The sequence below is a fragment of the Pantoea sp. GbtcB22 genome (assembly GCF_019091025.1).
Classification (GTDB): domain Bacteria; phylum Pseudomonadota; class Gammaproteobacteria; order Enterobacterales; family Enterobacteriaceae; genus Pantoea; species Pantoea leporis.
Genome location: NZ_JAGXKB010000004.1, coordinates 432,300 through 455,918, shown reverse-complemented (window position 1 = coordinate 455,918; position 23,619 = coordinate 432,300). Strand labels below are relative to the sequence as shown.

Sequence of the window (23,619 nt, the reverse complement as noted above, 5' to 3'; positions counted from 1 at the left end):
GCCAAACAGCGGATCGAACTGCTCCGGGAATTCGGCCAGGCGCTCGGCGATGTCGTTCAGATGCTGGAAGGTCAGCGCTCAACCTCTTAATGCGGATATCACCTGTGTGATGAGGTTCTTTGCACTAACCAGCCAGCGCGGCATAGCTATCCGCGCTTCCTGACGGAAAGCATTTATCCGTCAGGGATGAGTGTTTCTCCGTCACAATTTCCCACTCCTGGAGTAAACATCATGACTGCTACCACTACTAACAACGCTGCAAACAACGCCAACACCACTTCTACCAAAGCTGAATACTTCAACCTCAACATCAAGGGCCTGGGTTATCTGAGCAATATTCGCAGAATTGAAACCCTCAATGGCGGCTTTATTAGCGTGGTAATTAATGCGCTAAGCGGTCCCACTGACAGCCCAACCTATGTGCGCTTTGATGCCACTGTCGCCGGTAAGGAAGCAACGGACCTTATAAGCCGCTGCCAGAAAGCTGTAGACGAGGATCAGAAAGTGCTGCTTGGATTTACTCTCAGCAACCTGATGTCTGACATTTTCACGCTCAACAAAGGTGATCATGCAGGCGAACAACGGGTTAGCTTGAAAGCCAGATTGATTAAGGTCGATTGGATCAAGATTGGTCAGGCGATGGTTTACAAAGCGGAGAAAAGCGAGTCTGCTCCTCCACAGCATAATTCTCAACAATCAAGCTATGCTAAAAATTCCTTTTAATCTTAGGGCCCCAACTTTGGGGCCTTTATTATTAGTAATTTTAACGTTAATGGATATATTATTTCACTAATTTGACATATGTAAGATTTTTTTTGGTGAAAGTGCAGTACACCTTGTTTTTAACACTAATGCTTGATAAAACCCTAATGAATTTAATGCCCCGACATATAAGTAGTTGAATTAAATTTTAGTGTTAAGTCCATTCAATGATGAAAAGGAAATATCATGTCTGACAATGAAACATTGGAAAAAATTTCTGAATTCGACAACTGGTTATTAGAACGACCCAAGTGGCTTCAAACAGCCATAGTTAAAATAATTAATAAAAAAGCCAAGTTAGATAGTGTTGAAGTTAATGAAATGGCTCAACTCTGTATTTCAGAAGTACTGAAAGAAGAGCAAGATGCTTTCCAATTATACACGCCTGGATTATTGTCCCAAGCCACCATTCAAAGATCATTGCGATTAATAAAATTAGCCGATGTGCAAGGAATTAATGCACTAAGTTCTCCTGGCGCTCTTGACTTTGGGAATAATCAATTAACTGTAGTGTATGGTTCAAATGGTGCTGGAAAATCAGGCTACGCACGTCTTTTGAAAAACATTTGTGGAGCTAGAAATTTCGAAAGACTACTCGGCAATGTGTATTCAGATCAAGCGTCTGTAATGACAGCATCCGCCCATTATAGTATTGATGAGGGGAACGTTATTGAAACAACCTGGACGCCAGAAACCGGCCCTTGTAGATCGCTAAAAAACATCCAGATTTTTGATTCAAGTACAGCCTCAGTTTATATGTCGAGTAAAAACCCTGCTACATATGAGCCTGGAAAGATAAGGTTTTTACGAAATCTTATAGACCTCTGCGATGAGGTGTCAAAAATAATAACAACTCAAAAAAATGAATTAGTTGACAAACGACCTAAAATTCCAGATTTACTTTCAAATTCATCCCTAGCACGATGGAATAGTAGTATTTCGTATAAAACCAGTCAAAAGGAAATTGACGAGAACTGTAATTACAGTTCAGAAATGAACGAGGAGAGAATTGCTGGGGAAGCGTCTTTACTTCAAACTAACATTCCAGAAAGACTGAAAGCGATATTAGCTACGCGTCAATCACTGAAGCAAATAGCAGCATTTACAGAAAGTATAAAGAGTGCCTATAGTGACGACACTCTCTCATCCATCATTACGTGTAATCTGGATGCATCAAAAAAAAGAAAGGCGGCTCAAGACGCTGCCCAGAAACTTTTTAGCAATGCTCCATTGGATGGAGTTGGTATGGAAACATGGATAGAATTATGGGAACAAGCTAGGAAGTATTCGAATAGTGTTGCATATAAAGGATTCAGCTTCCCCCATACACAAGAAAAATCTCTTTGTGTGCTTTGCCAGCAGGAGCTAGGTGAAGAAGCTAAATCTCGGCTAATCACATTTGAGTCATTTATAAAAGACAGTCTCGAAAAAAGTGCAACTCAAGCTGAACAACTCCTAAAGTCTTTATGCTCAAAGCTTATACAATTACCCGAGGATAGCGACTGGAATTCGAGGCTTCACACGTTAAAAATACCTGATGATATAAATCTAAATACGCTTAATTCACTTAGAACGAGAAAGGAACAAGCTTTAACTGTAGATCGCATAGAAAACTTACCAAAAATTGATTGGGAAACCATCGATAAATCTATCGTTGAAATGCATAAAGCTATAGATATTGAAGAAAATTCATTGCAGCAGCTACAGACAGATCAAGGTCGGCAAATATTAGCCAACAGAGTCAATGAGTTAAATGCAGCTCAATGGCTAAGCCAAAATAAAAAAGCAATAATGGATGAGGTTGTTCGACTTAATAGAGTTGGCATATTAACTAAAGCAATAACTCTAACAAAGACAAATCAATTATCAACCAAAAGCAATGGTCTCTCCGAAGAGCTTATAAGTAATGGATATAGACAAAGATTTGCAGGTGAACTGGATAAATTAGGTGGGAAAAGATTAAGGGTTAGACCAAGAGAAAACAAGAAAGGAAAAGGTGAAACGACTTTTGATATAGAATTAATTGATGCCGTTCATTCAGTCTCTCCATCACAAATTCTAAGTGAGGGTGAGTCAAGAGTAGTAGCATTGGCAGCATTTTTAGCAGATATGACAGGGGAACAATATGTAGCACCATTTGTATTTGATGATCCTATATCGTCCCTTGATCAGGATTACGAAGAGCGTGTTATTAAAAGGCTCATAGAGCTTGCTGAGAGTCGCCAAGTTATAATCTTTACGCATAGATTGTCACTAGTTTCATTAGTAGAGGATGAAATAAGAAAGCGTAAGTCTGGCGGATTAGGTAAACCTATAACTAGTGATGTTTTAACATTACATAGTTTCGCTGGAAGAGTCGGAATACAGGCTCCTGGGAACATAAGAAATCAGCCTCCTAAAAAGGCACTTAACATGCTCTTGAATGACTCTTTACCCAGAGTAAAAAGGGCACACGCAAACGCGGATATCGGAAACTTCGATATAGAGATAAAAAGCATATGCAGCAATTTTAGAATAATGGTTGAGCGCTGTGTAGAAGTTATACTTTTGTCAGAGGTCGTCCTAAGATTTCGTAGGAGTGTGATGACCGGTAACAAACTCACATCATTGACTCATATCAATAATTCAGATTGCCTGTACATTGAAGACTTAATGTCGCGATACTCAGTTTTTGAACACTCTCAGCCAGATGAATTACCTGATTCATTACCTGACATGGAAATAATTGAAAAGGATTTAAGAGAATTGATTCAATGGATAGATGATTTTGAATCCAGAAAGAAAGCTAAGTAATTAATTGTGAGGAGATGCTTCCAGCCATCTCCTCAAGTTTAAACTTTAAAACCACATTCTTATTTATTCTTCGTTCTAAAGCTCAAGCAGTCCAATCTTGTGGAAAAACAGGTTGGAGGTGCTATGTACATGAAATGCAAAATCCCCTCATTTTTTCTGATTACATCAATTTCATTTAATTCGATGGCGAGCGTTAATAATGAAGATTCAAATTCAGAAAACGGTATCAGTCATACAAACTCCCAAAAATCATTAGAGATTGAATCAAAAAGTTCAATAACGAATACTGAAAATCGTAGATATATTGAAATAATGAAAGGTATTAGAGGGGAACTTTCACCTAATTTGGACTCTACAAGTACCCTCGGCATTGAAGCCCGCAATAACGCCGAACGTCGTCATTACGCCGAACTCTGGGTAAAACAGGAATACGAGCGCACCGAAAAAGAGCTTAAATTTCAGCGCGAAGTGGATGCAGCCTGGAAACGCCTAATGCCAAACATGCTGCCTGTAAATATGGGCAACGCCGCAGGCATCGCACATGACTCCGGTGGACGCCTCGCGCTGTTCGTGCGCGAAGCTGATTGCCAGCGCTGCGATGCCCGACTCTCCGCCGTTCTCGCTGATAAACGTCCCGTGGATATCTATCTTGTCGATAGCGAAGGCAGCGATCAGAAACTCCGCAACTGGGCGCAGCAGCACCGCATCCCCGCAGAACAAGTTCGCGAGCGCCGTATCACCCTGAACCACGATGCAGGCCGCTGGCTGCGGTACGGCAACGGCATCATGCCGGTTCTTCTCCAGCAGGGGGAAAACGGATGGCATATCGCAGCGTTCTAACCGTCGCTTTGTTGTTGAGTGCCCTCAGCTCTGTAGCGTCAACCAGCATGCAAAGTGTGCCGCCGGGTTATCAGAAAGTCGCTCTGCAGCATGGCGTTCCAGCTGAGTCGCTTTACTCGCTGGCGTTAGCTGAATCATCGCGCCAGCTGCCACACGGCACGCGCCCGTGGCCCTGGACAATCAATGTCGCGGGTAAGGGCTACCGCTATGAAAGCCGACAAGCTGCCTGGCAGGCGCTGCAGCAGTTTATGAAAAGCCATCCGCTTAAGAGAATCGATGTTGGCATCGCGCAGGTCAATCTCGGCTGGAATGGCCATCGCTTCAATTCAACGTGGGATGCGTTTGATCCGTATATCAGCTTGAATGCAGCGGCGCGCATTCTTCGCGAGTGCTGGGAACGCAGCCCCGGCAGTTGGTTAAAAGCGGCTGGCTGCTATCACCATCCGGCTGGCGGCAAACCTGCAGCGCGCTATCGGCAGATTGTAAGCCAAAAGCTGGCCTCACTCTCGCCTGCTCAACCTCGTCCAATTGCAACGCAGACACCCGCCAACATCGCGAGTAACCAAACACCTTCAACCGAAATCATCTGGACAGAACCCCGGAGGCAACAATGAATAAATTGATGCTGGCTGGCGCGATCGTCGCGTGGCCATTTCTCTCGCATGCTGAATTCAACGTTATCGCCGACCTCGGCGGTAAGTCGGCTGCGCCGTTCTATGAAGGAATTAACGCAGAGCCTCAGCCGCAACAGCAATCAAATCTTCCTGACTACAGTGAAGGTTCAGTGTTGCCAGTGGCAACACCTGAACTCACTCCCGGCATCATTGAGCCGCGTGCGCTGAAACTGCCAGGAATTGGTGCGCTGTTTCTGGTTGGCGATGATGCTCAATCGCAGGAGTGGTTATCACGTAATGCTGAGCTGCTCAGCCGTCGTGGTGCGGTTGGGATGGTGGTAAACGTAAGCAGCTCGGCATCCTTGCAGCAGCTGCGAAGGATTGCGCCCGATCTCCAGCTTGCACCAGTATCAGGTAGCGATCTGGCGCGCCGCCTCAAATTGGAACATTACCCGGTACTGATCACTGAACATTCACTGAGCCAGCAGGTTTCAGCCCAGTGATGGGATTTGCCAGATTGCATGGAATGCCCCATGCAGCGCTGATGCTCCTTCCTCTGTTCTTCATCCTTTTTAAGCTCTGCTGCGCGGTTACTGGTGTTGGCACAATCTGCATCACTCGGCACGCAGCAAGTCTGAATCCTGCCAAAAGTGAGTCACTGCTATGAGCGATCGCTATGTTATTGAAGCGCTACTACGTCCCGCAGTTGAGTTTAACACCACGCTGGTAGCAGCCACCGCCAGCTATGTTTGCGTAGCAGCGCCCTGGGCTGTCGCACTGTCACCATCGGTCAGTTATGTCACAGCCACCGGCTTCGCGGTGCTGGCTGCCGTTCGTGCCCGTCAGGGATGCCAGGTGATCAGGTATCGCAGGAATCTGCGCCGCTTGCCGCGCTATGTGATGACTAGCCGCCATGTTCCAGTAAGCAATCACCGGCTGTTCCTGGGGAAAGGTTTTCTGTGGCAGCAAAAACACACTCAGCGCCTTCTCGATACGCGTCGGCCTGAAGTCGAAAAGTATGTGCAGCCAGCGAAGATTTATCAGTACGCGCGCAGGCTTGAGCGTGCATACGAGCATTCTCTGCCCTGGCTGTCATCGCTGATTTCAGCTGATACGCCACTGAACCCGGTTCGCCCGCTGCCTCCGGTTGGCGGCAATCCGGCGCTGCACGGCATTGAACCGAATGAGCGCGATGTATCGATGGATCTCCGCGAGCGCGTTGGGCATACCTTAGTGGTTGGTACCACGCGCGTGGGCAAAACGCGGCTGGAAGAGTTGCTGGTTACGCAGGATATTCGACGCGGCAATATCACCATCGTCTTCGACCCTAAAGGCGATGCCGATTTGCTAAAACGCATGTGGGCTGAAGCGCACCGCGCAGGTCGTCAGGATGACTTCCACGTTTTCCATCTTGGCTGGCCAGAGATCTCGGCGCGTTACAACGCGGTTGGCCGCTTCGGGCGTGTGTCGGAAGTGGCTTCGCGCATCGCTGGTCAATTAGGCGCTGAAGGTAATAGCGCAGCGTTTCGCGAGTTCGCCTGGCGGTTCGTCAACATCGTGACGCGCGCGCTGGTTGCGCTTGGCCAGCGCCCCGACTACTCGCTGATCCTTCGCTACGTCACCAACATTGGCGAGCTCTATCAGCGCTACGTGGAACATCTGGTTGATAAGCATCTGCCGGAGCTGCGCAGCAAAATTGAGAATGGCAGCAATGTGCTGAAGGAGAAGGATCTGCCGCGTAATATGCAGGGGCAATCAAACGCCACGCGCATCTGGGCAATGGAGTTGGCGTTAAGTTATGAAGCCGGTAAAAAGCTTTATGATCCCATCCTTGAAGGACTGCGCTCGGCAGTTCGTTATGATCGTACCTACTTCGATAAAATCGTCGCCTCATTGCTGCCGTTACTGGAGAAACTCACCACCGGTAAAACGGCGGCGCTGCTATCGCCTGACTATGAAGACCTCGACGATCCGCGCCCGATATTTGACTGGCAACAGGTGATTCGCCAGCGCGGCATTGTTTATGTCGGGCTGGATGCACTCTCTGATAGTGAAGTCGGCGCTGCCGTTGGAAACAGCATGTTCGCTGATTTGGTGAGTATCGCGGGGCATATCTACAAGCATGGCATCAATGACGGCCTGCCTGAGAATGGTGACGGTAAGCTGCCGATCAGCCTGCACTGCGACGAGTTCAATGAACTGATGGGCGATGAGTTTATTCCGCTGATTAACAAAGGCGGCGGCGCGGGCATCGAGGTGACGGCGTACACCCAAACGATTTCAGATATCGAGGCGCGTATCGGCAGCAGCGCCAAAGCTGCGCAGGTCACGGGTAACTTCAACACGCTGATCATGCTACGCGTGCGTGAGAATCGTACCGCCGAGCTGTTAACCAGCCAGTTGCCTGAAGTGGATGTGTATTCCAAAACGCTGGTTTCGGGTTACACCGATATCACCAACCAGGAGCAAGGCACCGATTTCACCTCCAACACGCAGGACCGTGTGAGCATGGTGAAAACGCCAATGCTCACTCCGGCTGACATCATCAACCTGCCCAAAGGCCAGGCTTTCGCGCTACTGGAAGGCGGTCAGCTTTGGAAGATTCGCATGCCGCTGCCCGCTGCTGATAAAACCGATTTGATGCCGGAAAGCCTACAGAAGATTGCCGCTGAAATGCGCCGCAATTACCGCACCAGTGAAGCCTGGTGGTCTGGTGCTGCTCGCGCAGAACCGCCAGGAGGTGAATGATGCCACCAACAAACACAACGGCATCGCCAGCGCGTGTTCAGCAGCCTAAAGAGCATGGCTTTCTGTTTAATCTGTTATGGGGATGGCCGTGGAAGCTAGTCGGCATGCTGCTGGCATCGCTGTTTTTCAGCCTGGTAATGGAATACATCGGCATTGCTTTCTTTTGGCCAGAACAAGGCGCGGCGCACAGTCAGCAGGTAATGCAGATCGAGAGCGGCTATCTCTCTACTGAGTTTACGCGCAGCCTGATGCTGTCACAGCCTACGGTGACGGTCACTGCATGGTTGACTCAGGTTTATCAGTGGCTGGTTGTCGATAGCGGTCTGCAGGGATGGATCGCACAGCAAAATCAGGCAATGGAAAGCGGCGGTAATGCGGTTGCTGCCGGATTGAGTGCCGGTAGCCGATGGCTGGCAACTACACTGCAGGAATACTTGTTGGCTACGGTTTATGTCGCTGTGGTGACGCTGATTCGTGTGACGATTCTGGTGCTTTCAATACCGCTGTTTTTGATGGTGGTGCTGGTCGCGGTTGTTGATGGTTTGGGACGGCGAGATCTGCGGCGTTACGGCGCGGCATATGAATCCAGCTTTGTTTATCACCATGCTAAACGCTTCGTTAAACCCGCGTTCTATGTGCCCTGCATGGTGTATCTTTCGTGGCCATCGGCTGTGTACCCAAATCTGTTGTTGTTACCTGCTGCGCTTATGCTAGGAATGGCATTGGCGGTGCTGACAGCTTCATTCAAGAAGTATTTGTAAGCTGGACGACAGCGTGCAAAGCTCGACTTTGTGCGCTGTCGTCAGCAGGCAAGCCGCGAGAGCGGCGCGGCAGTAGGATTTCCCTTGCTTCGAGATTGAGCGTAGTTGAATGACAAACACCCGGAATGTATATTGGATTCAACATCGATAATTTCCGTTAAAACGCTGGGTGAACGAGGCTATGAGTAGCCTTTAACTGAAAATAATGAATGGAACTGTCTAATGAACAGGACTCGCGATATATCGCTTCTCACTCTTCAAGATATTGAAGATGCTATAAAAGCAGCGAATAGTGGAATATTGCAAAGAATATCGATTGATGAAATTAATAAACGTCATGGAGCAATAAGGGACGCCTCAAGGCTTCAAGCTCTGGTTACAATGGCCAGGAAATCTGAAGATAAAACTCTCCATCTTTACGGATCTAATAATTTAGAAAACGTATTGGAGGGGCTATGCAGTTACGCGCCAGCATTAACTGCGATCAGGCTAAATAAAGAAATCTCACTCGGTTTAAATAGATCCAGTCGGAGGAAGTCGCTTATTTATGCTAAAAATAAAATCATCAACACGGATATGCAGAAATACTCTGAGGTTATAAAGGGAAGAACAATAGACCTTTGCTGTATAAGTGGTGCTGAAAGGCAATATTTATCACCATTATTCACAACTCGTGAGCATTCAGCTGTTAAAAGTGCGCCGGCCATGAGCCAGTCCTTAACCGAAATATTTAAGGAGATTGGCAAGGGTGATTTCAACAATCTGGATGGAGATTTAATAAGAGATTTTGGGTTTTTTACTTGCGAACTATTTAAAAATACCCAAGAACATGCTCGAACTGATGTAAATGGTTCTCCATTGCCTGGTCATGTCGAAGGAATAATAGCATCTTTTATTAATTTAGAAGCTAATATGTTCGAGGAAGATTTTTCATCACACCCTAGATTGAGGGAGTATTTAATTTCTAGAGCTGATGAAAGTCCTGGTGTTGATAAACTTCGTTGTATTCAGATTAGTTTTTTCGACACCGGCCCAGGAATAACAGGCCGAGCGTTTGGTAATAAATATTATGAAGGAGATCGAGGCGAAGAGAAAACTGCTCTTCTTAGTTGTCTTAAGAAAAACTTCACGTCGAAGAATCAAACTGGGGCCGGAAATGGATACCTTACCATCCTTACACAATTAAAAAAAATTGGTGGGCTAATAAGAATCAGAACTGGTAGGCACTGCATCTTCAATTGCTTTGAGAAAGACAATGACTCTCAAGTTAAAAATAATATTAGAATTGATGACGATGAACTTATGAATTTTGATGACTGGACGAGTGATAATCTTGGTTTGGCAGCCGGAACAGTTGTCTCTATTTTAGTGCCTCTGAGGAATGAAAGTGGACAATCTAGTTTATTTTAATGTGCAACAGGGACACAAACCCCACAATGTTGATCTGCTGTGTGTCTACTTACCTGATTCATATGTAAAAAATGAAGATGAATTCTACTCCGCACTCGAATATGTAATTCCGAAATGTGACACTCTTCCTGACGGAATTATTATTTTTCATGGTGAACAATTAAATCCTGAGTTAATGAAGGCTTGGGAGAATCATCAGGAAAAAAACAAAATTTTTAACAGGCTTACAAGGCTTGATACGCTCTACACAAAGATGTTTTATTTTGTAAAGATGACTCCTCTTGGGTTTGTAATTAATCAGGAGTTGTCATTTGCCAATGGATTATTCAAGCCCACATTAAAAGATATTAAAGACCTCTACCTATCAGGCATTGAAAGTCTCGCCAAAAAAAATGATGTTATTCATTATGCTCCTGCAGGGCATAACTTCAGGCACCCCTCTGGAACGATACTTAAATTATTTATACAGGCGAAAGAAATTGCATACAACGAAGCCGAGTTGCAATATGTTGGCAGAGGTATCTGCTTATTAGAAAGCGATTTTGACTGGAAGAACATTCAAAAAGTGTTTATTGATTCAATGGGGATATACTCCTTAGTGAAAGAAGCCGTTTCTTTTTCAGGCTCATCAGCCATGATTGAAAACTTTCATTCTTATGATGGGCTTCCTATGCTAACCATTCCTTCTGAAAGTGAGGTGGTAATAATTTCCGCTTCGACATCCGGAAGCATGGCAGGAAAACTCATTGAAAAAGGCTTTAAGCCTGAAAAAATACTCACACTTATTGATACGAGCATCAGAACAACGATAACTAAAACACTATTAGTTCTGGATAAGAGCTTAATACCTAGTAAAAAAGATAGTGAGAATCACACTCACGAGACCGAAATTGAATTAGTCGGTGAACAATTTACTTTCAAAGCCAAGCCTCCAAAGCAAATTACTATAGGCATTCAACATCGCCCATCAGATTTAAATGACATACTTAAGACATTCGGACTGAATGGTGTAAATAGGCTAAATGAAAGTTTAATATCAATAAATAAATCCCCATTAATTAGCTTGAAGGCGGATAATTTATTGGAATGTGATAATTTCAATAAGTGGTTGGATGAGGAAATCACCTGGACATTGCCATCATCAATTAAAACAATTATATATAAAGATGATGGTGCTTCTCTGAAGCTCGCAGAAAGAGTCAAATCAAAAATATTACAAATTAGAGGGATTGGAAATGAAGTTTCAATTATTGAGGCCAGTACACTTAACAGTGATAAGCTCCGGAATTGTACGGGCGTTTTAATAGTTTCTGCATTTTGTGGTGATGGTGGTGAGCTAAGGCAGATAAGTAGAGACCTGCGTGAATTTGAAGAAACCATAATACCACGTCATTTTCTTATAGGTGTCGGAATACCCCAGAGTATGAGTGCATGGGATAAATTGCGCATGTTTCTTGTAAGAAATTCTACTAAGCGTCTGTATGAGTTTTCAGTATGGAAAGTATTGCCTCTGGGCCCTGATGTTATATCTAGCTCTTGGACTGACTTGTCTGTTTTTTCAGCACGTGTCGAGGTCATGTCTGATGTTGTGCACCCTAACTTGAAAGATACTGAGATTGAATTGTTACTTGATGCGTTAGCTAACGTTATCCAACGGTCTTCTAACAGCCTCCTTCCAAATAATCTAGGGGACTCTTTAGAATTAACTGCTGGCTTCGTTTTTTTTAATGGTCTTTTCGAAAATGACCTTGATAACTTAGAGCAAAGCGTAGTGATGATGACAATTTCAAGTGTACTGCAAGCAGCCAGGGAGCATAGCAATAAAGATATTTGCTTAAGCCCTAGTAATTATCAGTCTGTAGTATTGTCTCCAGAAAACTTTTTAAGGTTTAACGATGACATTCTTCAGGCATGCCTTTTAAGAGCAAGTTTGCCATCAGAGCTTGATTATTCATCAAATGCTGATCTTAGTAACTTAATGTCTGAATTTCTCTATAAAGTCTTCGCAAGATACAATCATTCATTCGGATTTTCCGCATTAGAGTTTGCTGCGGCCTTAGCTATTGGAAAATTAAAGTTGAGAAAGGAGCATTTAACTGATCTAATATCAAGTGTTCTTGATGAGAATTCATCGAATAAAGGGGCACTAGCAGGATTTATGCTTGCAATAAGAAACGAGCAAAATCTGCATTGATTTTTTGGTCGCAGCTTAATGGTTGCGACCAAATTATTAATACTTGGGATTGGAAAACTATTTTTCTCATGACCAATATGTATTGGTGAATATGATTACCTAAATGCTATAAATTGAGGTAAGACATATGAGAAATTATATTCTATTTACGATTTTTTTATCTTCATCATGTTTGGCATCTGAACTCGATGAACTCTCCACCACTCAACGCCTTTTAGATCAGGTTCAACTCTCCCTCGACCGCGCCCGCACCGTCTCTGCGCAGTCAGATCCCAATAACCGCCGCCGTTACCTGTTCGATTATAAAAAAGCCAACGAAGACCTCAACACCATGCGTGCTGGCATTGACCGCTACACGCAGCCTTCGCGTGCGCAGCCGCTGGATTACGGCAAGGTCAGCGGTGATTACACGCGAGGCCGTCCGCTATGGCGATGACCGCCGCGCAGATCAACGCGTTTAAAACGGCATCCGGCAACATCGATATTAGCGTTCTGTATCTGGTATCCGTTGGGCTACTACTGTGCGTGCTGTTTCTCTGGGCAGCATGGGCGGCGGTAGATGTCTGGCATGGCTGGGCAAATACCAAAGTCAGGGATGCCGCTCTTGCCCGATTTGTTATCCGTTCTGTGGCTTTACTGATCGTCTGCATCTGGATGTTCGCCAGTTAACGCAGACATTTTCGAAGTGCCTTTACCCGTCAAAGAGGAATGTTTCATGAAATCAAAGTTTGTTCGCTTGTCTCGCTTTAAAGACCGTCAGGTCATGCGTCTGGGTTCCGGGTTGATTCTGGCCTGGCTGTCCTGCAAACCGGCACTGGCCGATCTGCCATCCGTTGAAGCACCGGAATCCAGCGGCGGCACTGGGCTGATGGGCCAGATTAAAGGCTACGCGCAGGACTTCATCGTGTTCGCCGGTTTGCTGGTCTGTGCCGTGGCGTTTATCAACGTCGCAACCAGCGCGGTGCATACGTTCGTTGAAGTGCGTAACGAGCGCGCCACCTGGACCAAGTTTGGCTCCATCGTCGCAACCGGCGTCGTGTTACTGGTCGCGACTATCTGGCTGCTCGGTCAGTCTGCCGAAATCATTCTGTAAGGGGATAAGCATGCAGACCATCCGTTTCCTACCCGATCGACTGAATGCTGAACCTGTCGTGTTTCGCGGTTTCACCACGCCGGAATTAGGGCTGGCTGCATTGATTGGATTAGCGGTTGGCGGCGTGGTGTGTCTGCCGTTTTTTCCACTGGTTGGCTGGGTCATCATTCCAACCGGGATGCTGCTCATGCCGCTGCTACTCATTGCGTTTGGCGGGCGCTGGATGGCCCGCCTTAAACGCGGCAAGCCAGAAAACTACATCTGGCAGCGGCTGGAGGAGAAGAAGCGCCGGATGGGCTATGGCGACCGTTCTCTCATCATCAGCTCACATAGCTGGTCTCTGCGCCGTACACCGAAGGGAGCCGGAAAATGAGCCAGTTCCGCAATGCTATTCAACGCAGCGATCAACACATCAAATCGCTGCGTATCGCCTGCGCTTTCCTTGTGCTGTTAGTTCTGATTACCTCATCTGGCTGGATGCTCGCGCCGCGTAGCATGACCATTCATAACCCGCCAGATTTACGCACCGGTAGCACGCGCCCCTGGTGGGAAGTGCCGCCATCATCGGTTTACGCTTTTGCCTTCTATATCTTCCAGCAGCTCAACGCCTGGCCGAAAAATGGTGAAACTGATTATCCAGCTAAGATTCGTGCGTTATCTGCTTACCTGACCCCGGCCTGCAAAGACTTCCTGGAAAGAGATGCCACCGAGCGCACTAACCGCAACGAGCTGATTGACCGCGTGCGTGTGGTGTATGAAATCCCCGAGCGCGGTTACAGCAGCAAAAGCGTCTCGGTGCGTGACCGTGATAACTGGGTGGCACGGCTGGATCTGGTAGCCGATGAGTATTTCCATACCGAACCGGTTAAGCGCGCAATGGTGCGTTACCCAATGAAAGTCACGCGCTGGAATGGCGATCCCGAAACCAATCAGTTTGGTCTTGCGCTGGATTGTTATGACGGCGTGCCACAACGGCTCGAAGCCGCACCACCACAGCCAAAGCCTGAGCATAAGGGGATGTTTGAATGATGATGCTCACCAGATTGCATGTTGCCTGCAGGCTGATGTTGGCGGTGTTGCCAGTGGCAACACTTGTGCCGAATCCGGTCCAGGCGGTTGAATTGATGAAATGGGAGCGCATACCGCTGCAGGTTACGTTAAAGGTTGGCCAGGAGCGCGTGGTATTCGTCGATAAAAACGTGCGCGTAGGTATCTCGCCAGCGCTGAAGGGCAAGCTGCGTGTGCAAAGCACAGGCGGCGCAGTTTACCTGAAAGCGAACGAAGCGTTTTCCCAGACCCGCGTCCAGCTGCAGGATGTGGAGAACGGAGAGATCATCATGCTCGATGTCACCGCTGGTGCGAAAGGTTCAGCCGAGCCGGTAAAGCTGGTTTATGAAGGTGGCGACAGCGAAGCCTCAGCTAATCCAGAGCAAGCCGACACAGCCAAAGAAGAGAAGAAAGTCAGCTACTCCGCGCCGCTGCCGGTGCTGCTCACGCGTTACGCATCGCAGCGATTGTATGCGCCGTTGCGCACGGTAGAGCCGGTTCCCGGTGTACGTTCGCTGCCGCTGCATTTACCCAGCCGCATTACTACGCTCTATCCCGCCGAACCGTTAGAGATCCAGCCCATCGCGGCGTGGGCGGTACAAAGTCAAAATGTGGTGGCGTTCCGTGTTCGCAACATGACCAGCCGCAAAATCATTCTCGATCCGCGCTCGCTGCAGGGAAAATTTGTCTCCGCTACTTTCCAGCACCGTTTCCTCGGTTTAGTCGGCACGCCTGAAGACACCACCATGCTCTATCTGGTAATGGATTCGCGCCCCGAAAACGCATTGATTCCTGAAGCGAAGGTAAGCCGCAAAGCGCGAGGTAAACAGCATGCAGATTAAATCGAACACGCTGGTCAAAGTGCTGGTGCCGGTCTTTCTACTCGCGGGCGTTGCGGTGGGCATGAAAAGTTGCAGCATCAAAAGTGAGACGGAGAAAACCAGCGCCACGCCAGAAAAGCCCAAAGCGCTGGCCGATTTGACGCCTGCCGAACTCAAGGCGCTGGGCGTTGAAGGTGATACGCCAGAAGATACGCTGCGTACGCTGGTCGGCACGCTGAAAACCATTCGCGGCAAACAAGAAACGCTCGACCGCCAGAATCTCGACCTGGTTAAAGAGAACGAGCGACTGCGTACGCGTAATCAGAACGTTGCCGGACAGGTAAACGAAGCGGTATCGAACTATCAAAAAATTGCCGAAGACCGCCGCCAGCAGTTACAGCAGGAGCAGCAATCGCTGACCAGCAAAGTGCAGGAGCTGAGCAACCAACTGGCCAAACGCATGGCTTCCGATAAGCAGGATCAGAACAACAGCGATATTCCGCTGGGGCTCGGTCTGGATGATGTTGCCAGTGGCAACAGCAACGATGGCGTGATGTGGGTTTCACCCAGCGATCAGCGCAGCGGCACGGAAGCGGGCACAACATCCAGCGATGGCAAATCAGCAATCGGCGGATTCCCGACCTCGTTCCTAGGCGATAACGCATTGAGTAAGAGCAAAAGCAACTACGAGCAAAAGGTAAAAGGCTACTCCAACAGCCAGCAAGAAGAGGAAAGCACCGAGCCGGTTTATACACTGCCAGAAAACTCCACGCTGATTGGCAGCAAAGGCATGACCGCGCTGCTGGGCCGTGTGCCGATTAATGGCACAGTCACCGATCCTTATCCGTTCAAAGTGCTGATTGGCCGCGACAACCTGACAGCCAACGGCATCGATTTACCCGATGTTGAAGGTGCGATTGTTTCCGGCACGGCATCTGGCGACTGGACCCTTTCCTGCGTGCGTGGCCAGGTGAATTCAATCACCTTCGTCTTCAGCGATGGCCGGGTACGCACGCTGCCGCGCCCGGATACCAACGGCAAGAGCAACGGCCAGGATGGCGGCAAAAAGCAGGACAGCGGCATTGGCTGGATCTCGGATGAAGCCGGTATTCCCTGCATCAGCGGCACGCGCAAATCCAACGCATCAACTTACCTGCCGACCCTCTTCGCGCTTTCCGGCGCAGCCGCTGCCGGTGAAGCGCTCAACGAAAATCAGCGTACCGGGCAAACCAACGCTTACGGCGGTGTGACCTCCACGCTAACTGGCGATGCCGGACAAGCGGCGATGGGCAAAGCGATTGCCGGTGGCGTCGGTGATGTCTCCGAATGGGTGAAGCAACGTTACGGGCAAACCTTCGATGCGGTTTATGTGCCACCCGGTGCGAATCTGGCCGTTCATATCACGCAGCAGCTGGCGATCGATTACGAAGATAAAGGTCGCAAGGTGCGTTACGACTTCAGCGTACCGGGTAATGCCGCGCGCATCGGGCTGGACTAAGGGGATTGCGAATGAACAAAGCATTTATGCCGGTCGCGCTCGCCGCGCTGGTTTCAGTCATTTCAGGCTGCAGCACCTCGAAAGAAGAGATGCTGCCAGCGGGCGACAGCAACATGCTGGAGTTGTGGCAAGGCAAAGGCGCGAGCGGTTCAGTTCAGCGCGGCGCAGAGGGACGTAAAGCGCTGCGCCGTCCGCTGAGTGAAACAGAAGATCAGCGTGCCGATAAACTCGACCATTCATACAGCCGCACGCAGGAAAGTGAGATCACACAGCAGTTCCCGCGCCTGCCTAATCCCGACATGGTGATGTACGTCTTTCCGCATCTTGCCGGTGGCAACTCTCCGGTTCCCGGTTACAGCACGGTATTCCCGTTTTACAGCCAGGTGCAATACGCCTTGCCGGGTGAGCGCACGGAGGATCTGTAATGATGTTTTCCTTGTTTAAAAAGCCTGCCTCAGTAGCTGACCCGATTCCTGCAAGTAGCCAGCCGCAGCCACTGCCGCGCCCCGGCAAAATGACGGTGCAGGATGAAGCGGCGCTGTATCACGCCAAACCTTCCATCATTGATTACCTGCCGTGGGCCGAATATCTGCCGGAAGATAAATGCCTACTGCTTGATGACGGCGTTTCAGTCGGCGCGGTTTATACCATCACGCCGATTTCATCTGAGGGGCGCACCGCCGCGCGCCTGGAGGAAATCCGCGATCAAGTGGAAGACGCGCTGCAGGATAGTCTGGAAGAAGACGACATATCGCCCTGGGTGGTGCAGTTCTTTTGTCAGGATGAAGACGATCCCGCCGCCTATCTGCACACGGTCAAAGAGTACGTAAAACCATGGGCGCACGGTACGGAATTCACCAATGCCTGGCTGGGTGAAACCGAGCGCCACTTGAGGGACATCGCCATTCCAACGGGTTTGTTTCGCGACACGCTGGTCACTGGCCAACCGTGGCGCGGACAGCAGCGCCGCACGCGTATGGTGATTTATCGCTGGGTGCCTGGCGCTGCCAAGGGTGTGAAAGATGTTCACGCGCTGCCGCCCGTCGCCATGCTGAATCAGGTTTGCGATCGGCTGTCGGCCTCACTCGGCGCATCTGGCGTTGCCTGTCAGCGGCAAACCGGTGCGCAGATTCATGAATGGCTGCTGCGCCTGTTTAATCCCGATCCGCAGCACGGGCTGAGCAAAGAAGCGTTTTACGCCGCTGCTAAGCATCACGATGTAGAAGCTGGCGAGCTGCCGATGACCAACGATTTTGCCGAAACGCTGTGGTACACGCCGCCTCGTTCCGACATGGAAAACGGCGTGTGGTGGTTCGACAATAAACCGCATCGAGCGATAGCTATTGAACGTCTGCGCCGCCCGCCCGAACCCGGCATGCTGACCGGCGAAATGGCGCGCGGCGAGCACATCAACGCGCTGATGGATCTGCTGCCCGAAGGCACGGTGGTTTCACTGACTATCGTTTCCCAACCGCAAGACGTGCTGGAAAACGACTTTATTAAACTGGCCAAAAACGCCGTGGGTGAAAATACCGAATCCGGGCGCGTGCGCGAGGATGTGCGTGAAGTGAAAGAGTATCTTGGCCGCCGCCACAAGCTGTATCGCGGCGCGCTGACTTTCATGCTGCGCGGCAACGATCTGGCCGACCTCAACAGACGTCAGCAAAACATGTCGGCGGTGCTACTTACCGCTGGCCTGCAGCCGGTGCGACCCGAATACAACGTTTCCCCACTTAACACCTGGCTGCGCGCGCTGCCGATGTGTTTCAACCCGCAGAAAGATCGCCGCCACTGGTATACGCGCCTGACGTGGGTGCAGCATCTGGCGGGCTTACTGCCGGTCACTGGCCGCGCCACCGGCAGCGGTCATCCCGGCTTCAGCTTCTTCAATCGCGGCGGTGAACCGCTGACCTTCGACCCGATGAATAAGCAGGACCGCACGCAGAACGCACATATGCTGTATTTCGGGCCAACCGGCGCGGGCAAGTCGGCCACGCTTTGCGCGACGCTTTCCCAGTTGATGGCCATTCACCGCCCACGTTTATTTATTGCAGAAGCCGGTAACTCGTTTGGCCTGTACGCTGACTATTGCGAAAGCCTTGGCCTGACGGTGAATAAAATCAGTATTCGTCCCGGCTGCGGCGTCAGTCTGGCGCTGTTCGCCGACGCGCATCAGTTGCTCGACCTCAAACCGGAACAGCTGCAGCTCAACGAAGCCGATATCCCGGATGCCGATGAAGATGATGGTGATGAACAGCGCGACATCCTCGGCGAGATGGAAATCGCCGCGCGCATGATGATCACCGGCGGCGAAAAGCGCGAAGAGGAACGGTTAACGCGCTCTGACCGTGGCCTAATCCGCGAGGCCATTATGATGGCGGCACAGACCAGCTACGACGAGTCGCGCCAGATGATTGCTGAAGATCTGCAGACCGCGCTGTTTGCTATCGCGCGTGATAACAGCGTGGACAGCAGCGGCCAGCCTTTGCTAACCGAACGCCGTCGCGCGCGCGCCGATGAGATGGCCGGTGCGATGTCGATGTTTACCAGCGGCTTTGAAGGCGAGCTGTTCAACCGTCCTGGCACACCTTGGCCTGAAGCCGATGTCACGCTTATCGATTTAGGCACGCTGGCGCGCGAGAACTATGGCGCGCAGATGGCGCTGGCGATGGTTTCCCTGGTGAACACCATCAACAACATCGCCGAGCGCGATCAGTATCTCGACCGCGAAATCGTCTTTGCCATCGATGAAGCACACATCACCACCACCAACCCGCTGCTGTCGCCGTACATGACCAAAGTGGTCAAGATGTGGCGTAAGCTCGGTGCCTGGCTGTGGATGGCGACGCAGAACCTGGCGGATTACCCGGACATCGCCGAGAAGATGCTGAACATGGCTGAATGGTGGCTGTGTCTGACGATGCCGCCTGATGAGGTAGAGCAAATTGCGCGCTTTAAGAAGCTGAGCGATGAGCAAAAATCGGTGCTGCTTTCCGCCAGCAAGCTGCCGCGCTGCTACACCGAAGGTGTGGTGCTGTCGAAGAAAACTGAAGCTCTGTTTCGGGCCGTGCCACCCAGCCTTTACCTCGCTCTCGGTATGACCGAGAAAGAGGAGAAAGCCGAACGCCGCAAGCTGATGAAGTTGCATAACTGTAGTGAGCTGGAAGCTGCAGTGATCGTTGCGCGCCAGCTTGATGCGGCGCGCGGCCTCAAGTCTGCCACTGCATAACCAGGGAACCGTATGTTAAAACTAAAATATCCCGTACCCCGCATCACCACGACGATTTCCCGCCAGGCTGCGCGCACGCTTTTTACTTTGATGCCGCAGGGTGAACCTGAAATCCTGAGCAGCGATCTGGCTTTACTGGACAGGCTTTGCGATGAAATCCGTACGCGCGTGAATCCTCCCGTGCAGATCACCAGCCATCCGCAACGTGTTGGCAGTCATTCATGCCTTGCGCTGAACTTCAAAGGCAAGCTCTGCAGCTCGATTGATTTACTGATTACAGTGAATAGTCACCTGAGTTGGCCTACGGAAGATGACTACCATCACCCACGTTGGTACATGACGGTGGTGGATGCAGCGGACCTGCTTTATTTGCAGTTATATCTAGCCCACCAACTTACAAAAAAGTAGTTTCATGGCTTCTTTCTCTATCGGATTCATTGAGTTAATTTAACTCTCTCATTACTTAAGGAGGAAGAACATGATTGTTAGAACATGGCATGGTTGTGTACCGCTTGAGCATGCAGAAGGTTTTGCAACTCACCTTCAACTGACTGGCGTAAAACATTCTCAGGGAATTGAAGGCAATCTTGGTGCTGAGGTAAAACGAGTCACACAACAAAATTGGGAACATTTTTTCCTGGCTACCTATTGGACTGATATCGAATCAATCAAAGCGTTTGCTGGTGAAGATTATCATGTCGCTGTGACTTACCCCGAAGATGAGAAGTTCAGCTTGTTATCTGATCCCTACGTTTTCCAGCATGAAGTTAAGACAATTACCTCGCTTTAAATCCTGATGGCTAGGTAATCAATCAACACGAAATGACGCACAATTCAGACCTCACTTAATTGTGTACTGGTCCTGAAATCAGCATAGTGTGCCAGTCTCCAGTCCAAAGGTTACATCTTCCCACTGGTAAGTTGTTCTGCACTCCTTTGGGCTGGGGATTTATTTAATTCCGCAATCCGGCACAGAGTTGTTTACTGTGTTGCTCAGTTTTCCAGCGCAACGTAATGGCTTCACTCACTTTGTGGAGTAAGTCTGATGAAAGCGCTGCTTCCGCTTGTACTGATGCTTCTGGCATCGCCTACCTTTGCTTCGATTACCGTATTTACCACTGCGAATCATCCTGCCATCAATGCTGATGCCACTACTCGTGTCATTTTTCTTGATGCGCCTAATCGACAACAGGATGCAATATTTGGCCAATTCAACGGTGATCCCGCTCGCGCTGCTCAGGAGGCGAAAAGCGGCCTGCAGAAAATGGGTGCCGAGCAACAGCAGCAGATAGTTGAAGCCTGGCGAGGCGTAATTGCCGCGTGGAAGCTGGGCATCAATAAGTATCCCGCTGTGGTATTTGACGACGTTGATGTGGTGTATGGCACCACTGATGTAGATCTTGCCAGCAACATTCGCACGCAAGGTGGCCACCAATGACGCGCGCAAAACTGGCTGGCGCTGCGTTGCTTTTCGCTGCAGTGCAGCCAGCAACTGAAGCGGCGTTCACCAGCGCCCAGATAATCGCGAGTGCGGTTTCTCCTTCATGCATCAGTTGGCGCGTTAGTGGGATTTGCTACTGGCTGTTCTGCACGCCGTTTGGCTGCAAGGTGCGCACGTCGGTGAAAGTGACGCACTTCATACCTGAAGCCGTAGTGTCGGCGTATGCCCAACCTGGCGCGAATCCGTGGAGCGAAATGGCATTCGTCAGCCAGACCGCAGGCGGGCTGGAAAATGGCATGTACGGCGTGTCAGCCGGTGGCGGCAATGAGGAGCTGAAAGCACCGGGTAAACGCAAAACCAATCTGCACTTCAAATATGCCGATGCGATTGGACATCCAGCGACGTCGCTGATTGGCGGCAGCATCTCTGGCTATTCCTGCAAAAGCGCCGCAACGCCACTCAACCCCTATTTTCTCAGCGCGCTCGATACGCTGGCATGGCGTAGCGGCATACCTGAATCGCTCTACCCGGAAGCGCTGGTGCCAGGCATGCGCGAAATCGGCAGCCAGGCAATGGCCAACATGTGGAGCAACGTCTATCCGCGATCGGGCTTCGTCACGCAGACCGATGACGATAAAGCGGCGGCTGTGGTGGCTCAACGAGTGGCTGACATCATCACCCGTACTGGTCAGCCGCACGTTTATCAAACCCTCAAAGGCAATCCATCCCCCGGCTACTGGCCTCCGGGGCCGGTTGAAGAAAATACCGGATTCAAAAATCACAAATGGCAGCGGCTGTCACCGCAGCTCAGCGAAACCTGCGCGGTCTTCCCAGACGGCAATTTCACGCCAGCAGTTGATGGTAATGAAGCCTTTGCACTCTGGCAGCCTTATAGCTGTTGCCAGCGGCGCGGCCAGACCTTCCTCTACAGCACCGACTTTGGAGGTGAATCATGATCTCTCGTTTTTCATTCGCTGCTTCTGCATTGCTGATAGCTACCAGCGCGCAGGCGTTTGATGTTTCATTACCACAGGTGCAGGACAGCAGCATGGGCTACGGCAAAAGCGCCAACGGCGCGGTGTCCGACAAGCTGTTTTATACCCTTGGCGGCGGCTCAGTGATCTCGCAGCCCGCCACGCGCAGCAGCATGCAGAAACTAGGGCTGGATGTGGGCTGGAGCTCTGACCTGCAGTGCGGCAACTTCGATCTGAAGACCACCGTGGGCAACCAGCTCAACGGTATGACTAACGGCTTCAAAAATCTGATGGGCGATGTGGTTCAGGGTGCAACTGGCGCGGTGGCCAGTCTTCCCGCAATGGTGATCCAGCGTGCCAATCCCGGCCTGTATGAAATGCTGACCAATGGCGTGCTGCAGGCCAACGTGGCGTTCGATAAGGCGCAGCTCAACTGTCAGAACATGGCCAAACGCATGGTGGATTTTTCAGACTCCAGCAAATGGACTCAGCAGGCCGCGATGGATGAGTACAAGAAGCTGGTTAACAGCGGTGACGCAGACGCCATACGCGTAAACGATGCCGGTGAGAAAGTTACAGGCGAGTCAGGCAGCAATTGGGTCGGTGGTGAAAAGCGCGGCGGACGTGGCCAGCGTGCGATCCGACCTACACATGATCTCACTGCTGCTGGCTACAACATGATGAACAACCTGGCGGTTACTAGCACCGGCAGCGTGACGGGTGAGAGTTGCACGGGGGGCAGCTGTGGCAAATTTGCCAATTCTGAAGAAGCCGCCGCAGCCGTAGTGAAAGTACTGGGCGACCGCTCGATTCGCACCTGCAAAGATGCCGCGCAATGCACTGATGGTGATGTTGATCAGCAACCGGGCGCCAGCGTCGCGGGAACCGGATTTTCTCCCATGCTGGAAGAAGCTACACGCATCAACGGCGAGCAACTTGTGAAACTGGTTAATGGCGCTGAGAAACCCACTGCCGAGAATCTGGCGAAGCTGCGCACCGGCAGCCTGGCGATTACCAGCGGCGTAATTAAAGCGCTGCAGCGTGACCCGGATAACGCGGCACTGGTTGGCCGCCTGGCGGGAGAGCTGGCGATGGCTGACACGGTTGAAACCGCGCTGCTGATGCGCCGCATGATTGTGACCGGCCAGTCTGAACCGAATGCAGCCGCCATGCCTGAAGCGTTGCAGGAGGGCGATCGTCGCGTTGAATCGCTCGATCGGGAAATCAACGCACTCAAGAATGAAATGGAACTGAAGCGCGAACTGGCGCGCAATTCCGTGCTGACCATCATCGACCGCGAGAACAATCGCGCCACGTCTAACCCGCAGCGCCAGCCGCATGAAAATACTGATTCGCGTTTCAATCAGCTTTCCGCGCCATCCGGGGAGGAGTGA

At 50.2% G+C, this 23,619-nt stretch carries 23 protein-coding genes and 1 pseudogene; 23 read left to right on the top strand and 1 reads right to left on the bottom strand.

The window, feature by feature from the left end; all coding sequences use genetic code 11:
• Positions 1-75 (bottom strand): annotated as a pseudogene (locus KVT28_RS27825) (YecA family protein); the annotation flags it as partial.
• Between the two features lie 156 nt (positions 76-231).
• On the opposite strand from KVT28_RS27825, the gene KVT28_RS16360 reads away from it, so the two are divergent.
• The 23 genes from KVT28_RS16360 to KVT28_RS16250 all read left to right on the top strand — a co-directional run bounded on the left by KVT28_RS16360 (position 232) and on the right by KVT28_RS16250 (position 23,619).
• Positions 232-723 (top strand): STY4534 family ICE replication protein, encoded by a 492-nt coding sequence (locus KVT28_RS16360; protein ID WP_217549329.1) that lies wholly within the window; start codon positions 232-234, stop codon positions 721-723.
• 225 nt (positions 724-948) lie between these two features.
• The gene (locus KVT28_RS16355; protein WP_217549327.1) at positions 949-3,555 is read left to right on the top strand and encodes a restriction endonuclease; all 2,607 of its coding nucleotides are present in this window, start codon (positions 949-951) and stop codon (positions 3,553-3,555) included.
• 129 nt (positions 3,556-3,684) lie between these two features.
• Positions 3,685-4,395 (top strand): TIGR03759 family integrating conjugative element protein, encoded by a 711-nt coding sequence (locus KVT28_RS16350; RefSeq protein WP_217549325.1) that lies wholly within the window; start codon positions 3,685-3,687, stop codon positions 4,393-4,395.
• Positions 4,374-5,009 carry a transglycosylase SLT domain-containing protein gene (locus tag KVT28_RS16345; RefSeq protein WP_217549323.1) on the top strand — a complete coding sequence of 212 codons (636 nt, stop codon included), beginning with the start codon at positions 4,374-4,376 and terminating at the stop codon, positions 5,007-5,009. Before KVT28_RS16350 ends, KVT28_RS16345 begins: the two co-directional genes overlap by 22 nt.
• The gene (locus KVT28_RS16340) at positions 5,006-5,512 is read left to right on the top strand and encodes an integrating conjugative element protein (RefSeq protein ID WP_217549321.1); all 507 of its coding nucleotides are present in this window, start codon (positions 5,006-5,008) and stop codon (positions 5,510-5,512) included. Before KVT28_RS16345 ends, KVT28_RS16340 begins: the two co-directional genes overlap by 4 nt.
• A 160-nt stretch (positions 5,513-5,672) precedes the next feature.
• Positions 5,673-7,757 (top strand): type IV conjugative transfer system coupling protein TraD, encoded by a 2,085-nt coding sequence (gene traD / locus KVT28_RS16335; protein ID WP_217549319.1) that lies wholly within the window; start codon positions 5,673-5,675, stop codon positions 7,755-7,757.
• Entirely contained in the window at positions 7,757-8,518 is a 762-nt protein-coding gene (locus KVT28_RS16330) for a TIGR03747 family integrating conjugative element membrane protein (RefSeq protein WP_217549341.1), read from the top strand. Before traD ends, KVT28_RS16330 begins: the two co-directional genes overlap by 1 nt.
• Positions 8,519-8,740: 222 nt before the next feature.
• Entirely contained in the window at positions 8,741-9,928 is a 1,188-nt protein-coding gene (locus tag KVT28_RS16325; protein WP_217549317.1) for a hypothetical protein, read from the top strand.
• Positions 9,906-12,122 carry a hypothetical protein gene (locus KVT28_RS16320; RefSeq protein WP_217549315.1) on the top strand — a complete coding sequence of 739 codons (2,217 nt, stop codon included), beginning with the start codon at positions 9,906-9,908 and terminating at the stop codon, positions 12,120-12,122. The genes KVT28_RS16325 and KVT28_RS16320 overlap by 23 nt, the downstream gene beginning before the upstream one ends.
• A 172-nt stretch (positions 12,123-12,294) precedes the next feature.
• Positions 12,295-12,558 carry an RAQPRD family integrative conjugative element protein gene (locus tag KVT28_RS16315; protein WP_254633560.1) on the top strand — a complete coding sequence of 88 codons (264 nt, stop codon included), beginning with the start codon at positions 12,295-12,297 and terminating at the stop codon, positions 12,556-12,558.
• Positions 12,549-12,791 carry a TIGR03758 family integrating conjugative element protein gene (locus KVT28_RS16310; protein WP_008107119.1) on the top strand — a complete coding sequence of 81 codons (243 nt, stop codon included), beginning with the start codon at positions 12,549-12,551 and terminating at the stop codon, positions 12,789-12,791. The genes KVT28_RS16315 and KVT28_RS16310 overlap by 10 nt, the downstream gene beginning before the upstream one ends.
• Before the next feature lie 46 nt (positions 12,792-12,837).
• Positions 12,838-13,215, top strand: a complete 378-nt coding sequence (locus KVT28_RS16305) for a TIGR03745 family integrating conjugative element membrane protein (protein WP_175501691.1) — start codon at positions 12,838-12,840, stop codon at positions 13,213-13,215.
• Between the two features lie 10 nt (positions 13,216-13,225).
• A complete protein-coding gene (locus KVT28_RS16300) occupies positions 13,226-13,588 on the top strand; it encodes a TIGR03750 family conjugal transfer protein (RefSeq protein WP_034892368.1) in 363 nt (120 codons plus the stop codon).
• Positions 13,585-14,244, top strand: coding sequence for a PFL_4703 family integrating conjugative element protein (locus KVT28_RS16295; RefSeq protein WP_217549311.1), 660 nt, complete (start codon positions 13,585-13,587; stop codon positions 14,242-14,244). The genes KVT28_RS16300 and KVT28_RS16295 overlap by 4 nt, the downstream gene beginning before the upstream one ends.
• A gap of 2 nt (positions 14,245-14,246) precedes the next feature.
• Positions 14,247-15,104, top strand: a complete 858-nt coding sequence (locus KVT28_RS16290) for a TIGR03749 family integrating conjugative element protein (protein WP_217549339.1) — start codon at positions 14,247-14,249, stop codon at positions 15,102-15,104.
• Positions 15,094-16,581, top strand: coding sequence for a TIGR03752 family integrating conjugative element protein (locus KVT28_RS16285; RefSeq protein WP_217549309.1), 1,488 nt, complete (start codon positions 15,094-15,096; stop codon positions 16,579-16,581). Before KVT28_RS16290 ends, KVT28_RS16285 begins: the two co-directional genes overlap by 11 nt.
• 11 nt (positions 16,582-16,592) lie before the next feature.
• Complete coding sequence (locus KVT28_RS16280) at positions 16,593-17,006, top strand: TIGR03751 family conjugal transfer lipoprotein (protein ID WP_217549307.1); 414 nt, start codon at positions 16,593-16,595, stop codon at positions 17,004-17,006.
• Between the two features lie 89 nt (positions 17,007-17,095).
• Complete coding sequence (locus KVT28_RS16275; protein ID WP_254633572.1) at positions 17,096-19,810, top strand: conjugative transfer ATPase; 2,715 nt, start codon at positions 17,096-17,098, stop codon at positions 19,808-19,810.
• A 12-nt stretch (positions 19,811-19,822) separates the two neighbouring features.
• Positions 19,823-20,218 (top strand): hypothetical protein, encoded by a 396-nt coding sequence (locus KVT28_RS16270; RefSeq protein ID WP_217549303.1) that lies wholly within the window; start codon positions 19,823-19,825, stop codon positions 20,216-20,218.
• 70 nt (positions 20,219-20,288) lie between these two features.
• Positions 20,289-20,600, top strand: a complete 312-nt coding sequence (locus KVT28_RS16265) for a hypothetical protein (RefSeq protein WP_217549301.1) — start codon at positions 20,289-20,291, stop codon at positions 20,598-20,600.
• Between the two features lie 255 nt (positions 20,601-20,855).
• A complete protein-coding gene (locus KVT28_RS16260; protein WP_217549299.1) occupies positions 20,856-21,248 on the top strand; it encodes a TIGR03757 family integrating conjugative element protein in 393 nt (130 codons plus the stop codon).
• A complete protein-coding gene (locus KVT28_RS16255) occupies positions 21,245-22,207 on the top strand; it encodes a TIGR03756 family integrating conjugative element protein (protein WP_217549297.1) in 963 nt (320 codons plus the stop codon). Before KVT28_RS16260 ends, KVT28_RS16255 begins: the two co-directional genes overlap by 4 nt.
• A complete protein-coding gene (locus KVT28_RS16250) occupies positions 22,204-23,619 on the top strand; it encodes an integrating conjugative element protein (protein WP_217549295.1) in 1,416 nt (471 codons plus the stop codon). The genes KVT28_RS16255 and KVT28_RS16250 overlap by 4 nt, the downstream gene beginning before the upstream one ends.